The sequence below is a fragment of the Ruegeria sp. B1 genome, assembly GCF_056535885.1.
In genome coordinates, this window is the sequence record NZ_JBQFJA010000002.1 from 46873 (window position 1) to 61022 (window position 14150).

The 14150-nt window shown below is 56.2% G+C and carries 13 protein-coding genes and 3 pseudogenes; 6 read left to right on the top strand and 10 right to left on the bottom strand.

The window, feature by feature from the left end:
* Positions 1–25: 25 nt before the first annotated feature.
* Both ACR3ES_RS22790 and ACR3ES_RS22795 read right to left on the bottom strand, forming a co-directional pair.
* Entirely contained in the window at positions 26–457 is a 432-nt protein-coding gene (locus tag ACR3ES_RS22790; protein WP_170436797.1) for a dihydrodipicolinate synthase family protein, read from the bottom strand.
* 93 nt (positions 458–550) lie between these two features.
* A pseudogene (locus ACR3ES_RS22795) lies at positions 551–733 on the bottom strand (IS5/IS1182 family transposase); the annotation flags it as partial.
* 50 nt (positions 734–783) lie between these two features.
* On the opposite strand from ACR3ES_RS22795, the pseudogene ACR3ES_RS22800 reads away from it, so the two are divergent.
* Both ACR3ES_RS22800 and ACR3ES_RS22805 read left to right on the top strand, forming a co-directional pair.
* Positions 784–1901 (top strand): annotated as a pseudogene (locus tag ACR3ES_RS22800) (IS3 family transposase).
* Between the two features lie 392 nt (positions 1902–2293).
* Positions 2294–3423, top strand: a protein-coding gene (locus ACR3ES_RS22805; RefSeq protein WP_480424262.1) for an IS3 family transposase whose coding sequence is annotated in 2 segments (ribosomal slippage) — positions 2294–2537 and positions 2537–3423 — 1131 coding nt in all. Because the reading frame shifts where the segments join, the coding sequence is not laid out codon by codon here.
* Here ACR3ES_RS22805 and ACR3ES_RS22810 read toward each other — a convergent pair.
* The 8 genes and pseudogenes from ACR3ES_RS22810 to ACR3ES_RS22845 form a co-directional block, all read right to left on the bottom strand.
* Positions 3373–3969: a DDE-type integrase/transposase/recombinase gene (locus ACR3ES_RS22810; protein ID WP_480425688.1), complete on the bottom strand. Its 597-nt coding sequence runs from the start codon at positions 3967–3969 to the stop codon at positions 3373–3375. The genes ACR3ES_RS22805 and ACR3ES_RS22810 overlap by 51 nt on opposite strands.
* A gap of 31 nt (positions 3970–4000) precedes the next feature.
* A complete protein-coding gene (locus tag ACR3ES_RS22815; RefSeq protein ID WP_480426290.1) occupies positions 4001–4345 on the bottom strand; it encodes an integrase core domain-containing protein in 345 nt (114 codons plus the stop codon).
* Positions 4346–4393: 48 nt separating this feature from the next.
* Positions 4394–5521: pseudogene (locus ACR3ES_RS22820) on the bottom strand (IS3 family transposase).
* Positions 5522–5565: 44 nt separating this feature from the next.
* Positions 5566–6039 carry an IS3 family transposase gene (locus ACR3ES_RS22825; protein WP_480425687.1) on the bottom strand — a complete coding sequence of 158 codons (474 nt, stop codon included), beginning with the start codon at positions 6037–6039 and terminating at the stop codon, positions 5566–5568.
* Between the two features lie 23 nt (positions 6040–6062).
* Entirely contained in the window at positions 6063–6350 is a 288-nt protein-coding gene (locus ACR3ES_RS22830; protein ID WP_480425685.1) for a transposase, read from the bottom strand.
* Positions 6351–6367: 17 nt separating this feature from the next.
* Entirely contained in the window at positions 6368–7513 is a 1146-nt protein-coding gene (locus ACR3ES_RS22835; protein WP_480611783.1) for an nSTAND3 domain-containing NTPase, read from the bottom strand.
* A gap of 189 nt (positions 7514–7702) precedes the next feature.
* On the bottom strand, positions 7703–8056 hold the full coding sequence (locus ACR3ES_RS22840; protein WP_480424834.1) for a hypothetical protein: 354 nt from the start codon (positions 8054–8056) through the stop codon (positions 7703–7705).
* Positions 8057–8058: 2 nt separating this feature from the next.
* Positions 8059–8325 (bottom strand): integrase core domain-containing protein, encoded by a 267-nt coding sequence (locus tag ACR3ES_RS22845; RefSeq protein ID WP_480424835.1) that lies wholly within the window; start codon positions 8323–8325, stop codon positions 8059–8061.
* Between ACR3ES_RS22845 and ACR3ES_RS22850 the strand changes: the two genes are divergently transcribed.
* From ACR3ES_RS22850 to ACR3ES_RS22865, 4 genes are all read left to right on the top strand, one after another.
* Positions 8314–8775 carry a hypothetical protein gene (locus tag ACR3ES_RS22850; RefSeq protein WP_480424837.1) on the top strand — a complete coding sequence of 154 codons (462 nt, stop codon included), beginning with the start codon at positions 8314–8316 and terminating at the stop codon, positions 8773–8775. The genes ACR3ES_RS22845 and ACR3ES_RS22850 overlap by 12 nt on opposite strands.
* Complete coding sequence (locus ACR3ES_RS22855) at positions 8775–9749, top strand: ExeA family protein (RefSeq protein ID WP_480425612.1); 975 nt, start codon at positions 8775–8777, stop codon at positions 9747–9749. Before ACR3ES_RS22850 ends, ACR3ES_RS22855 begins: the two co-directional genes overlap by 1 nt.
* Before the next feature lie 424 nt (positions 9750–10173).
* Positions 10174–13824 carry an autotransporter outer membrane beta-barrel domain-containing protein gene (locus ACR3ES_RS22860; RefSeq protein WP_480425683.1) on the top strand — a complete coding sequence of 1217 codons (3651 nt, stop codon included), beginning with the start codon at positions 10174–10176 and terminating at the stop codon, positions 13822–13824.
* A 161-nt stretch (positions 13825–13985) separates the two neighbouring features.
* Positions 13986–14126 (top strand): hypothetical protein, encoded by a 141-nt coding sequence (locus ACR3ES_RS22865; RefSeq protein ID WP_170438160.1) that lies wholly within the window; start codon positions 13986–13988, stop codon positions 14124–14126.
* Positions 14127–14150 lie beyond the last annotated feature (24 nt).

The window sequence follows — 14150 nt, forward strand, 5'->3', positions numbered from 1 at the left end:
ATCAGTCTTGATCGATTGAAGATACTCACACCCATCTGATCGGTGTGAGCCCAATATTATCGAAGGTTGTCTCAAGCCGGGTCCTGATGGCTTGATCGAGTGGGGCAGGGAGGTCGCGCGCCGCGGGTGCTGCGAGAAGGCCTCTGAGATGTGCGGCTTCTCGGAAGATCATCTCGTGCGTCGCCCTGTCATGGCCATCGAGCAAAGAGATAAGTGGCGCGAGACGGTTGTGTATTGCCTGGGCCAATGGAAAGTCGCCGGCGCGTGTTGCTTGATAAAGCGCGGAGACCTCATGGGGTGCGATGTAAGCCAGGCAGGAAAGCACCCCGTCACCACCGGTGTTGAGATTGTGAAACAACGCACCCTTTGATGAGGTCAGACATGCCAGTGGTCGGCCGATCGATTTGAGCGCATAATAATCCTGATCGTAGGCGAGCACATTGTCATGCACGCCCATATCAAATCCGAGAATTCGGCGGCTTCTAAGGGCCAGGGTGGCTTTGTTGCACAAAGCTGGGAGTGAGCGGACTGCCCCTTTCCCCGGACGGACTTATCCTACGGGCTCTGTGACGGGTATGCCAAGAGCGGTGTAGCGGTTGAGCACCGCAACACGGACCTGGATTTCTGCGACCTGCCGGTCGAAGTCTCTGGCCATCAGGGATTGGCCAAGCAGCTTGATGCAATGCATCTTGGCCTCGACGCGGCTCCGGCGGTGATATCCGCTCCATTGTCTTGGCCCCCTAAAACTGTGCCACAGTTGGCTTAGTTTTGGAGACGGGATTGATGGCGCGGAAACGGTATTCGGACGAAGATATTCTGCGGCTTTTGCGCGAGATTGAGCTGGGCCTGGCATCTGGTTCGGATGTCGCGACGGCGTGCAGAACGGCTGGTGTCAGTGATGCGACCTATTACACATGGCGCAAGCGGTTTGGTGGGATGGGACGATCTGAGATGGCCAATCTGAAGGCGCTGCAGAAAGAGAATGATCGGCTCAAGAAAATCGTGGCTGAGCTTGAACTGGACAAACTCATTCTCAAGGAGAGCCTTGATTATCTAAAGCCAAAGGCCTGACGGCAGACCAGCTTCGTCAGGCCGTGGTCCACACCCGACAAAAGCTGGCAACCTCTGAACGGCGCACCTGTCGCGTGATTGGATTGGCGCGGAGCACGCTGCAATACCGCGCAGCGCCAAAGGATGATGAGGCGTTACGTCTGGCGATGATCCGATTGGCCAAACGGTATGGGCGCTACGGCTACCGCAAGGTCGCCGAGCTGCTGCGTGTCGAAGGCTGGGCAGTCAATCATAAAAAGATCGAACGACTATGGCGCGAAGAAGGCTTGCAGCTCCCACAACGGCACAAGAAACGCAAACGGCTGTACCACAAGGACAGCTCGATCATCCGGCTCCGACCGCAACATCCCAATCACATCTGGAGCATTGACTTTGTCCACGACAAGCTGAGCAACGGACAGAGCTACAAGATGCTGACGGTGCTGGATGAGTATACCCGTGAGGCGCTCTGCGTAGCGGTCAAGCCGAAGATGAACAGCGCAGACGTGCTGGATGCGCTCTACCCACTCTTATTGCGGCACGGGAAGCCCGAACACATCCGTTCCGACAACGGCGCGGAGTTCATCGCAACGGCCCTGCAGACCTGGTTAAGAAAGGTGGGCATTAAGCCGATCCAAATCTACCCGGGATCACCTTGGGAGAATGGATACAACGAGCGCTTCAATGGCACTCTGCGCCGGGAAGTCCTCAACGCAGAATGGTTCCACACCACCAAACAGGCTCAGATCGTCATCAATACCTGGCTTAGACAGTACAATCGTGTCAGACCCCATCAGGCTCTAAACATGCGACCGCCCGTTCCAGAAACCTTGCTCAAAACTGGCCCATAGAATTGGGGCTGGACAAAAGTCGATATAGCGTCGCCCGAGACATGCCAGTCGCCGTAGCGAGACTCTCAGGTGTCAGGCTTTGTTCACTGTAGTGTTTTTCAATGTAGCTAAGCACTACATTTAGCCTGGATTGAACTGGTATTTCCGTGCTGTCCAAATCTTGAATCATGTGAAATCGGAGTGTGTCGATGGTAAGTTGGCGTAGGTGACTGAACATGTGAACAGCTTCAGTATCTGGGGCTGATTTAAGTTCCTTGTCCAGCCCCAATTCTATGGGCCAGTTTTGAGCAAGGTTTCTGGAACGGGCGGTCGCATGTTTAGAGCCTGATTGGACCTGTCACGGTTTGATGCCGCTCCTTTGATAGCATCTACTGCAGCAAAGGAGACTGACTATGGGACTGAAACGGACGGCCGAATTCCGGCAAGATGCGGTGCGTATCGCATTGACCAGTGGGCTAACACGCAAGCAGGTGGCTGATGATCTAGGTGTCGGGATGTCCACGCTGAACAAATGGATCACAGCGCACCGAGATACAGACGTGGTTTCCAAAGAGGATTTGAGCCTCGCTCAAGAGAATGAGCGACTTCGACGGGAGATCCGGCTCCTCAAGGAGGAGAGGGAAATCCTAAAAAAGGCCACCCAGTTCTTCGCGGGCCTAAAGCAATGAGATTTAGGTTTATCGAAGAACACAGAGCCAGCTTTCCAGCCAACCGGTTATGCGATGTCGTCGGTGTCAGCGCACGCGGTCTGCGTGCCTTCCGCAGCCGCCCTGCCAGTCGCAGACAGCGGTCTGATCTGGTCACGCTGGCGCATATCAAAGAACAGTCACGCCTCAGTTTGGGCAGCTATGGCAGGCCGCGCATGACTGAAGAGTTGAAGGAAATTGGTTTGGCTGTGGGGCATCGTCGCGTTGGTCGCCTGATGCGCCAGAACGGCATATCCGTGTTGAGAACACGCAAGCACAAGGTCACGACAGACAGCGATCACAAGTTCAATATCGCGCCCAACCTACTGGATCGGGACTTCACAGCGGATCAGCCGAACAAGACATGGGCTGGTGACATCAGCTATGTCTGGACCCGTGAAGGCTGGCTTTATCTCGCCGTCATTCTGGACTTGCATTCCCGCCGTGTGATTGGCTGGGCTGTTAGCAATCGGATGAAGCGAGACCTGGCCATCAGGGCGCTGAGAATGGCTATCGCCTTCAGATCACCACCGAAGGACTGCATCCACCACACGGATCGTGGCAGCCAATACTGTTCCCACGATTATCAGAAGATCCTGCGCCAACATGACTTCAAAGTGTCGATGAGCGGCAAAGGCAATTGCTATGATAACGCCGCCGTCGAGACCTTCTTCAAAACGATCAAAGCTGAGCTGATCTGGCGGCGGTCATGGCAAACCCGACGGCAGGCTGAAGCGGCCATCTTCGAATACATCAACGGCTTCTACAATCCGCGCCGCCGACACTCAGCACTGGGCTGGAAAAGTCCCGTCGCCTTCGAACGGAAAGTGGTTTAAACGAGCACTTGGAGCGGCACAAAAACGCGACAGGTCCAGATGGGGTCTGACACGATTGTACTGTCTAAGCCAGGTATTGATGACGATCTGAGCCTGTTTGGTGGTGTGGAACCATTCTGCGTTGAGGACTTCCCGGCGCAGAGTGCCATTGAAGCGCTCGTTGTATCCATTCTCCCAAGGTGATCCCGGGTAGATTTGGATCGGCTTAATGCCCACCTTTCTTAACCAGGTCTGCAGGGCCGTTGCGATGAACTCCGCGCCGTTGTCGGAACGGATGTGTTCGGGCTTCCCGTGCCGCAATAAGAGTGGGTAGAGCGCATCCAGCACGTCTGCGCTGTTCATCTTCGGCTTGACCGCTACGCAGAGCGCCTCACGGGTATACTCATCCAGCACCGTCAGCATCTTGTAGCTCTGTCCGTTGCTCAGCTTGTCGTGGACAAAGTCAATGCTCCAGATGTGATTGGGATGTTGCGGTCGGAGCCGGATGATCGAGCTGTCCTTGTGGTACAGCCGTTTGCGTTTCTTGTGCCGTTGTGGGAGCTGCAAGCCTTCTTCGCGCCATTGTCCAGCCCCAATTCTATGGGCCAGTTTTGAGCAAGGTTTCTGGAACGGGCGGTCGCATGTTTAGAGCCTGATGGGGTCTGACACGATTGTACTGTCTAAGCCAGGTATTGATGACGATCTGAGCCTGTTTGGTGGTGTGGAACCATTCTGCGTTGAGGACTTCCCGGCGCAGAGTGCCATTGAAGCGCTCGTTGTATCCATTCTCCCAAGGTGATCCCGGGTAGATTTGGATCGGCTTAATGCCCACCTTTCTTAACCAGGTCTGCAGGGCCGTTGCGATGAACTCCGCGCCGTTGTCGGAACGGATGTGTTCGGGCTTCCCGTGCCGCAATAAGAGTGGGTAGAGCGCATCCAGCACGTCTGCGCTGTGGACCTGTCGCGTTTTTGTGCCGCTCCAAGTGCTCGTTTAAACCACTTTCCGTTCGAAGGCGACGGGACTTTTCCAGCCCAGTGCTGAGTGTCGGCGGCGCGGATTGTAGAAGCCGTTGATGTATTCGAAGATGGCCGCTTCAGCCTGCCGTCGGGTTTGCCATGACCGCCGCCAGATCAGCTCAGCTTTGATCGTTTTGAAGAAGGTCTCGACGGCGGCGTTATCATAGCAATTGCCTTTGCCGCTCATCGACACTTTGAAGTCATGTTGGCGCAGGATCTTCTGATAATCGTGGGAACAGTATTGGCTGCCACGATCCGTGTGGTGGATGCAGTCCTTCGGTGGTGATCTGAAGGCGATAGCCATTCTCAGCGCCCTGATGGCCAGGTCTCGCTTCATCCGATTGCTAACAGCCCAGCCAATCACACGGCGGGAATGCAAGTCCAGAATGACGGCGAGATAAAGCCAGCCTTCACGGGTCCAGACATAGCTGATGTCACCAGCCCATGTCTTGTTCGGCTGATCCGCTGTGAAGTCCCGATCCAGTAGGTTGGGCGCGATATTGAACTTGTGATCGCTGTCTGTCGTGACCTTGTGCTTGCGTGTTCTCAACACGGATATGCCGTTCTGGCGCATCAGGCGACCAACGCGACGATGCCCCACAGCCAAACCAATTTCCTTCAACTCTTCAGTCATGCGCGGCCTGCCATAGCTGCCCAAACTGAGGCGTGACTGTTCTTTGATATGCGCCAGCGTGACCAGATCAGACCGCTGTCTGCGACTGGCAGGGCGGCTGCGGAAGGCACGCAGACCGCGTGCGCTGACACCGACGACATCGCATAACCGGTTGGCTGGAAAGCTGGCTCTGTGTTCTTCGATAAACCTAAATCTCATTGCTTTAGGCCCTCGAAGAACTGGGTGGCCTTTTTAGGATTTCCTCTCCTCCTTGAGGAGCCGGATCTCCCGTCGAAGTCGCTCATTCTCTTGAGCGAGGCTCAAATCCTCTTTGGAAACCACGTCTGTATCTCGGTGCGCTGTGATCCATTTGTTCAGCGTGGACATCCCGACACCTAGATCATCAGCCACCTGCTTGCGTGTTAGCCCACTGGTCAATGCGATACGCACCGCATCTTGCCGGAATTCGGCCGTCCGTTTCAGTCCCATAGTCAGTCTCCTTTGCTGCAGTAGATGCTATCAAAGGAGCGGCATCAAACCGTGACAGGTCCACTGTTCATCTTCGGCTTGACCGCTACGCAGAGCGCCTCACGGGTATACTCATCCAGCACCGTCAGCATCTTGTAGCTCTGTCCGTTGCTCAGCTTGTCGTGGACAAAGTCAATGCTCCAGATGTGATTGGGATGTTGCGGTCGGAGCCGGATGATCGAGCTGTCCTTGTGGTACAGCCGTTTGCGTTTCTTGTGCCGTTGTGGGAGCTGCAAGCCTTCTTCGCGCCATAGTCGTTCGATCTTTTTATGATTGACTGCCCAGCCTTCGACACGCAGCAGCTCGGCGACCTTGCGGTAGCCGTAGCGCCCATACCGTTTGGCCAATCGGATCATCGCCAGACGTAACGCCTCATCATCCTTTGGCGCTGCGCGGTATTGCAGCGTGCTCCGCGCCAATCCAATCACGCGACAGGTGCGCCGTTCAGAGGTTGCCAGCTTTTGTCGGGTGTGGACCACGGCCTGACGAAGCTGGTCTGCCGTCAGGCCTTTGGCTTTAGATAATCAAGGCTCTCCTTGAGAATGAGTTTGTCCAGTTCAAGCTCAGCCACGATTTTCTTGAGCCGATCATTCTCTTTCTGCAGCGCCTTCAGATTGGCCATCTCAGATCGTCCCATCCCACCAAACCGCTTGCGCCATGTGTAATAGGTCGCATCACTGACACCAGCCGTTCTGCACGCCGTCGCGACATCCGAACCAGATGCCAGGCCCAGCTCAATCTCGCGCAAAAGCCGCAGAATATCTTCGTCCGAATACCGTTTCCGCGCCATCAATCCCGTCTCCAAAACTAAGCCAACTGTGGCACAGTTTTAGGGGGCCAAGACACGATGCGATCGACTTTTCGATAGTGTCCATGCGACAACTCAGCAGTATATCGTTTGTCCAGAGTTTTCAGTTCAGCAGCAACAAGCACATCTGACCGACTTGTAATGACAAATCTTCGGTCAGGATTCGCGGAGTTCAAAATCGCGTTAATTTCATCGTTCCACGGTAGCGCCGTTGGTTCTGCTCGGTATTTCCCCCAAGGGTCCTCAATCTCGTAGATGACGGATCCTGGTGTTGTGTCTGCACGAATGGATTCTGGGCCTCCGCTGATCTTGGCGTGCCTCATATGCGGGTTGGCGTCTCGAAGCTTTGCAATAAGCGCCTTTGCCGTCGTTGTTTTCCCGGTGCCAGAGGGACCTGTTAGGACAAGCGCGCTCATATCATTCAACTGGTGCTGAATCTCATCCCAATTTGTTGGGGGAACGAATGTCAAGAGGTCTTTGGATACACCGTCATAGCCATCATGATCCATGATTATTCGGATGACATCATCCCGCGTCCAAACGCCGGCACCGGCACCTCTCATACGCGCCAGCGCTCCCGCCTCCAGTTTGGCCACGCAATCAGCGATCTTACTGGCAGGAACCCTGAAGCGATCAGTGAGAATACCCTTGATCCGATATGCTACTGTCTCTGTGTCTAACCTGCTCCAAACAGCCACGCGGCCATCAGCCTTTTCTGGAAGACTTTTCGATATTGTTGCGGGCATCTTCTTTAAGCGCTGCCATTGCCCTGCTCCGCTGACTGCCAAGTTTCGCGCATCTCCAAAGAGGTCAGCCGAGGTCACAAGAAGGTAGCTTACATTGGGGTCCTCTAACCGCTCTTTGGCAGATTTTCGCCTTGTTCCATGTGCCAGAAGAGTTGCAATGTCCTTGATTTTCAATGGCCCAGTGCTGCGCAACTTGCATTGCACAACCAGCCGTCTCTTCTTGAGTGGCATAGTCTGAGCCAACGCACCTGGTTCATCTTTGATGTCAGCTTCGAGGTCTTCCTCGCTGATAGGCTCCAAAATAATTTGGTCGGTCAATTGCTTTTGTGCCAGCAAGTCTAGAGCAAACAGAATTGAGACTTTGAGCTGGTACCAGTAGCTGTAGTGGCTTGAGATCATAATCCGTTGGGCGCGAGATTATCGGCATTTCTGGCTCAGATTATTTGAGACTGTAAATCGATTTGGGATCACATTATTTGCGACTGGACTCAGAATAATTGAGACGGGCTCACATTGCTGAGACTGGGATCGGTGGGGTGAGACCATCCGACGCCGTCACAGCGACAACGCTCACCCCGTCGGCTCGTATTACTCTGCAAGAAATTTTTTCACTTCTTGATTATCAATAAACCAGTTGGAAATTCCTAGAATATTGGTGTCTAGATATCCAAAAAATCTTTCTGGGCGGCTTAAATCTAGGAAGTAGAAGGCCAGTTCCTCGCCCTTAGTTCCGTCATCAAATTCGACGAACTTCCGGGTGAGAAAATTCTCTGGTTTTGTGCACACTGGCATAAATCGTTGAGTTAGAAAAATTCCGGTATCAGAGTGCCTTTCTTCCTCAACTTCTTCAGAAGGAATCATCGTATAAAGCCAAAGCCAACCAGTGCCGTCAGCTTCCAGTTGTACATCGGTAAAGAGAGCAGTAACTTTGTCCAGCCCCAATTCTATGGGCCAGTTTTGAGCAAGGTTTCTGGAACGGGCGGTCGCATGTTTAGAGCCTGATGGGGTCTGACACGATTGTACTGTCTAAGCCAGGTATTGATGACGATCTGAGCCTGTTTGGTGGTGTGGAACCATTCTGCGTTGAGGACTTCCCGGCGCAGAGTGCCATTGAAGCGCTCGTTGTATCCATTCTCCCAAGGTGATCCCGGGTAGATTTGGATCGGCTTAATGCCCACCTTTCTTAACCAGGTCTGCAGGTGTTTGATCACGAGCTGTTCGTTGAGTGGAACGACAAGCGCTTTGGCCCCTACCGCCCGACAGGTGGGCCTATCCCGCTGCATCGCTATCGCAAGCCCAAGAAAACACAAACACAGGCACGGGCCGACAGGATCGGAGATCTTGCGCAGAAGATCTCGGTGCCCAGATCGGCGCTTGCCGGGTTGGATTCAAGCCTGGCCAAAGCCGCAGACGTACTGCCGTTCGCCAGCCAGGCCTTTGTCGATCCGGATCCCTATGGAGAGTTCACCTATAGCAGCCGATTGGATGCGCTGCGCGGGGTCTCGGATTTGCTGCACAAGCCGCTGGCCCGCCTGACAGACGAGGATCTGTCGTTCGTGAATGATCTTGTCGACCGCACGCTCGACAAGACGGAAATCAAACAAGGAATAACTGCCCGGTTCTCGCCTAAGCGACCGGCCGCTGAAGAGGAGAGCGAGTAATGCTGAATGCCGAGATCATGGCGCGATATGGGCTGATCAAGGACTGGCGAGCTGCCGGATTCTATGAGACCGAGAACCATCGTCAGATCACCCACACCGTCCGGGCGGGCATTGGAACCGGACGCCTGATCGCTGTGACAGGCCCAGTTGGCATCGGCAAGACTGTGTTCCTGCACCGGTTGCAAGATGAAATTGCGCGCGAAAAGAAGGTCACTGTCGCCGAAAGCCTGTCGGTGGACAAAGCCCGCACGACCGTTCCGACGCTAATCTCAGCCCTGTTCTACGATCTCTCACGAGAGAAAGAACCAAAGATTCCAACCCAAGGTGAAAAGAGGGAACGAGAACTTCAGAAGCTGGTAGCCCGCTCCGGAAAGCCCGTGGCGCTGTTTGTCGATGAGGCCCATGATCTGTATGGAAAGACATTGATCGGGCTGAAACGCCTGATGGAAGTGATCGCGCGCGGCGGAGGCAATCTGTCCGTTATTCTGGTCGGCCATCCGAAGCTGCGAAACGACCTTCGCCGCCCAACGATGGAAGAGATCGGGCATCGCACTGATATCCTGCCCTTCGAAGGATTGGGGGAAGAGTCCCGAACCTATCTCGACTGGCTTTTGGACCAGTGTACCGAGGACGACGCTCCACTTGACGAGATTATCGAACCGGCGGCGCTGGACCTACTGGCAGAGCGCCTGACCACACCCTTACAGTTTGCCGAATATTTAAACCGGGCATTGGAGGCCGGGTTCCGCATCGGCCAGAAACCAATCACGCCGGATATTGTGTCGGCCACCCTGGCCCCCGACTTTGATGACTTGGAGCCACGTCTCACCCGGCAGGGCTATTCTGTGAAGGTATTGGCGGATCAGTTCCAGTCCAAACCTGCCGAGATCAAACGCTTCCTGAGCGGGCAGCTTGAACCCGCGCGGACCCGCGAATTGGCAGAGCGAATGCGGATGGCGGGGTTGTCGCTATGAGGTCATGTGGATGGTCTCACCCCACCGATCCCAGTCTCAGAAATGTGAGCCCGTCTCAATTATTCTGAGCCCGTTCTCAAATAAAGTGGTCCCAAATCGAATTATAGTCTCAAATAATCTGAGCCAGAAACAGCGATGATCTCGCGCCCAACGGATTATGATCTCAAGCCGCTACACCTATGTGGCGGTTACCGGTGCGAGATCAGCTGCAACTCCCTTACACTTTTTACCGCGATCAGAACGGACGGCGCGAAAGCAGCGCGGCCGACCGTCAACTGTGGTTCGCTTCCGGTTGAGGCTCAAACAACGCCTCCGGCCGATGCCCATACCTTTGCCCGCATTTCTACCAACCCACTGACTGCCTGACGGGCAGGGCGGTGCCTTGCCTCGATTGTGCTCAAGTCCCTCACAGGAGAGTTTCAGAATGACAAACCAGTCCTCAGATACCCAGCCCGCCCTTCGCCCGCTTAATGTCTCGGTTCGGGCTGGTCGTTTGACCAAGTTCAAGGGGCGTGTGGCGAGCATTGCGCCGGGTTTGTCCGTCGTGGCAACCGCGGCGGTGCTGTTCAGCGGCAGCGCAGCACAGGCCGCGTGTACGGCAGCAGATGGCGTGGCCACATGTACCGCTGACAACCACCCTGGCAGCATTACCTTCGACCCCTACGATTTTGGCATTGTCTATACTCATGCAGATGCGGTTCACACTCTGACACTGCCAGACCATCCTGATTTCACTGTGCACGGCAATGGGGTGACTGTGGACTATGGGGGTGACCAGGATGTTTTTGTGCAAATGGGACGGGGGACCGTCGAGACCACGGGTTTTCAAAATCACGGGGTTTCTGCGAACACCACAGGAACTGGAAATGTGGAGGCCCGACTGAGTGGTGACGGGGACATCACTGTAAATGGTGATAGTTCTTCTGGGCTTCGGGCACGGATTGGAAACGGCGACAGCACAGCCGAGGCGACAGCGGTCATGACCGCCGGGGAGATTGCTATTGAGTCCGGTACATATGCCGAGGGGGTTTCGGCGGCCACCATGTCTAGGCAGGGTGGTGATGTGACTGCGAGGATGGAGGGCGGAGAAATCACCACGAGCGGAGATCAGGTGGGGGCTGCGGTTCATGCCTATGCCCACGAAGCCACGTATGTGGGCACGCTGAGGGCGGTAATGACCGGTGGTGTCATCAGTACGGAAAACACTAATGCTGACGAACAGAGTGGCGGTGTAGGCGTGAGGGCGTCGACCCGTTCTAGCAGCGAACACACCTCTGTAATTGCGCAGATGGAGGGCGGAACAATCACCACGAATCGGTCGCGCTCTCACGCGGTTACGGCGGAGGCCGAGCAGAGCGCCCGGGATAGTCAGGCTAACATGACGGCGAGAATGACCGGAGGGACGATCACGACGATGCGTCACAATTCAGCCGGGGTTCGGGCGCATACCCATGGCTATGGCGATGCGACGGCAGAAATGATCGATGGCACGATCACCACACATGCAAACCAATCTCACGGGCTTCAGGCGTTCTCTACCTTCGTAGCCGATCAGAACACCGCGGACAGTGCGACGGTTGCGGGGATGGCTGAGGCTAAAATGAGTGCCGGGACGATCACCATTAACGGTAACAATGCCCATGGGATGTATGCGCAGGCCAATGGCGTCCTTGGCACAGCGCTGGTGCAAATGGACGGCGGCAGGATTACCACGACTGACGAGAATGCTTCCGCGATTTATGCGCGGATTGACAACGTGAACCACACCAACAACTCCGACAAGACAAACGGGGTAAAGGTGATAATGACTGCAGGGGAGATTGTGACGGAGAACCGCCCCGGCAGCTCTTTCGGCTCCCATGGGATTTTGGCGGACACCAATGGCTCTGCGGACGTGGTCGTGGACGTGAGTGTTGGTGAGGACGCAGTCACCACGGAAGTCACCACGATTGGGCGAAACTCTCACGGCATTTGGGCGGTAGCGGAGGGCGTTGGCGCTGTGCAGAGTGACGCGCAGGCGCGGGCAAAGACAACCGTCAACTTAGGTCAGAATGCCACTGTCACGGCTTCAGGACATGGGTCAGACGGGATCCGCGTTTCAGGTCTTTGGGTGGATCCCGGAGACCTCGCCAATCGGGTTTTATTGGGTGTCGAAAAGTTTGACATAGACGTGGCCGGGGAGGTGACAGGCGGCGCTGACCAACTTAACCCGGGGATTGCGGGTCAGAGCGACGGCGCCGCGATCCGAGTGGTCTCCGATGCCGACGGCGACGGGACGATTGATATCGCCAGCACTGGCCGGGTGGTGGCGGGGGCATCTGGCCTTGCGATATTGGAGGGGACTGGCGATGCGGATGTCACCGTGAAAGGGCATATCGATGGGGAAGTTTTTCTTGGAGCGGGGGACGATAGCTTCACGCTTGAGGCCACAGCCAGTTTTGACTTTTCCCACGCTCTGAACGGCGGTGCGGGCGATAACGATCAGCTGATCTTGCAGGGCCAGCAGGGCGAGAAGGGCATCACAACCACGGCGGATAGGCTCCTTAATTGGGAGCATCTCACGCTGAATGACACGGAGCTGAGCCTGGATGGGGTTGCCAGACTGGATATGGCTCTGGAGATCGACGCCGGGTCCGCGTTCCGCGCGACTGGCGGGAATGGAGGCATGACCATTGCAGGTGATAAAGTGACCAATGCGGGGGACATGACCTTGAGCGTTCAGGACGGGACGACGGGGGATGTGATCACGATTCAGGGGGATTACACCGGATCGGGCTCCAGTATCTTTGCCCTGGATGCGCGTATGGATGGCACGGACACCGACAGGCTTCACTTCAGGGACGATGTGACAGGCGATATGGAGCTGTCGATTGCCCGCGTGGCAGGCGTTGAGAGCGCCGCCCCGCTTGTAATCGACGTGGTTACGGTTGACGGTGCCTCTGATGGCGCGACCTTCACCCTGATGGAGGGCAACCATGTGATGTCGGACGGGGAGCATGCGTTTATCGAGGGGGCCTACCTCTACAGGCTGGCCGAGACGGGCAGCGGTTGGGCGTTGAGTGCGCAGTCAGAGGACGGTGCTCCGATCTGGCAGCCCGCTACGCCGATCTATGACAGCTATGGTGCGTCGCTGCTGGCCTTCACTGCGCCCTCTGGGCTGCGCAACCGGGGCAGCTCGCAGGACTTCCGCAGCCTGGCCTGGGACGGCGGAGCCGGCGCTGACACGGCGGGGCAAGGCATTGGCTCCCCGCTGTGGATCCAGATGGGCACGGACCAGATCACATCGTCGGAAGAGAACAGCACCACAGGGTCCGCACTCGAGAGCGGTCTCTGGGAGATGGAGATCGGCGCGGATATCGTCCTGAACGACAGCGCGGCGGGCCTTCTTGTGGGCGGGCTGGTGTTCTCATACGGTACGGGCAGTACAGACGTCAGCTCTGACTTCGGGGGTGGTTCGATTGACACCAGTGGCCTGAGCCTTGGGGTGACGGCCACGTGGTATGACGCGCGCCGGTTTTATGTCGACGGGCTGTTCACGTTTGCCTCCTACTCGAGCGATCTGAGCTCTGACGGGCGTGGCAGCTTGATCGAGGGCAACGGCGGCACGGGCTATGCGCTGTCGATCGAGGCGGGACAGCGCCTTGATCTGGGCTCCCGGCTGACGGTGATCCCGCAGGCACAGCTGAGCCTCTCCTCTGTCGCGTTCAGTGACTTCACGAGTGAGCCTCGCGAGGGCCCCCAAGGGGAGCAGCAGGAGCGGGTGGCGCTCAGCGAGGCGACCAGCCAGCGGCTGCGGCTTGGGCTTGAGTTCGGGGAGCAGGATCCAGGGGCGAGTGGCCTTTATGGCATTGTGAACCTGTTCCATGAGTTTGGCGCGGGCAGCGAGGTGGAGGTCGACGGGGCCTCCCTGACGACCGAGCATGAGCCCTGGGCGGTCGGGTTTGGCCTTGGCGGCACCTATGCGTGGAATGACCGGGTGGATCTCTTCGGCGAAGCCTCCTATGCCACAGGGCTCAGCAACGCTGGCGAGACCAGCGCCCTCAGCGCAAGCGCAGGACTCAAAGTCACGTTCTAGGAAGGTAGTGGCTGGTCAGATGCTTTAGCCTCACCGCTCGGATGAGCTCATGTTCTGCTCACCAGAGAGTAGAGAGTAAGCGGCGCTTTGGCCCCTTCCAAACCGAAGTCCCGCGGTAGCGCGAGCGGTTACATTTCAATGAGTAAAGCAGAGGAGTTGTCATGCGCCCTTTTAAGAAGATAGCCCTGACCACGACGGCCATTGTCACCTTGGCCACCGCCGTCTCCGCAAATATCTACGAAGGTCAACTCACCTCTTACACCGAACCCCGGAATTTAACTACACCTATGGCCTGGGTCTAATTGGAGCCGAAGAGCGATACGCAA

Bases quoted from the DNA above. Each gene is read 5' to 3' on its own strand.
- ACR3ES_RS22790 (WP_170436797.1), bottom strand. From the start codon at position 457: ATGGGCGTGCATGACAATGTGCTCGCCTACGATCAGGATTATTATGCG.
- ACR3ES_RS22830 (WP_480425685.1), bottom strand. From the start codon at position 6,350: ATGGCGCGGAAACGGTATTCGGACGAAGATATTCTGCGGCTTTTGCGC.
- ACR3ES_RS22835 (WP_480611783.1), bottom strand. From the start codon at position 7,513: ATGATCTCAAGCCACTACAGCTACTGGTACCAGCTCAAAGTCTCAATT.
- ACR3ES_RS22855 (WP_480425612.1), top strand. From the start codon at position 8,775: ATGCTGAATGCCGAGATCATGGCGCGATATGGGCTGATCAAGGACTGG.
- ACR3ES_RS22860 (WP_480425683.1), top strand. From the start codon at position 10,174: ATGACAAACCAGTCCTCAGATACCCAGCCCGCCCTTCGCCCGCTTAAT.
- ACR3ES_RS22865 (WP_170438160.1), top strand. From the start codon at position 13,986: ATGCGCCCTTTTAAGAAGATAGCCCTGACCACGACGGCCATTGTCACC.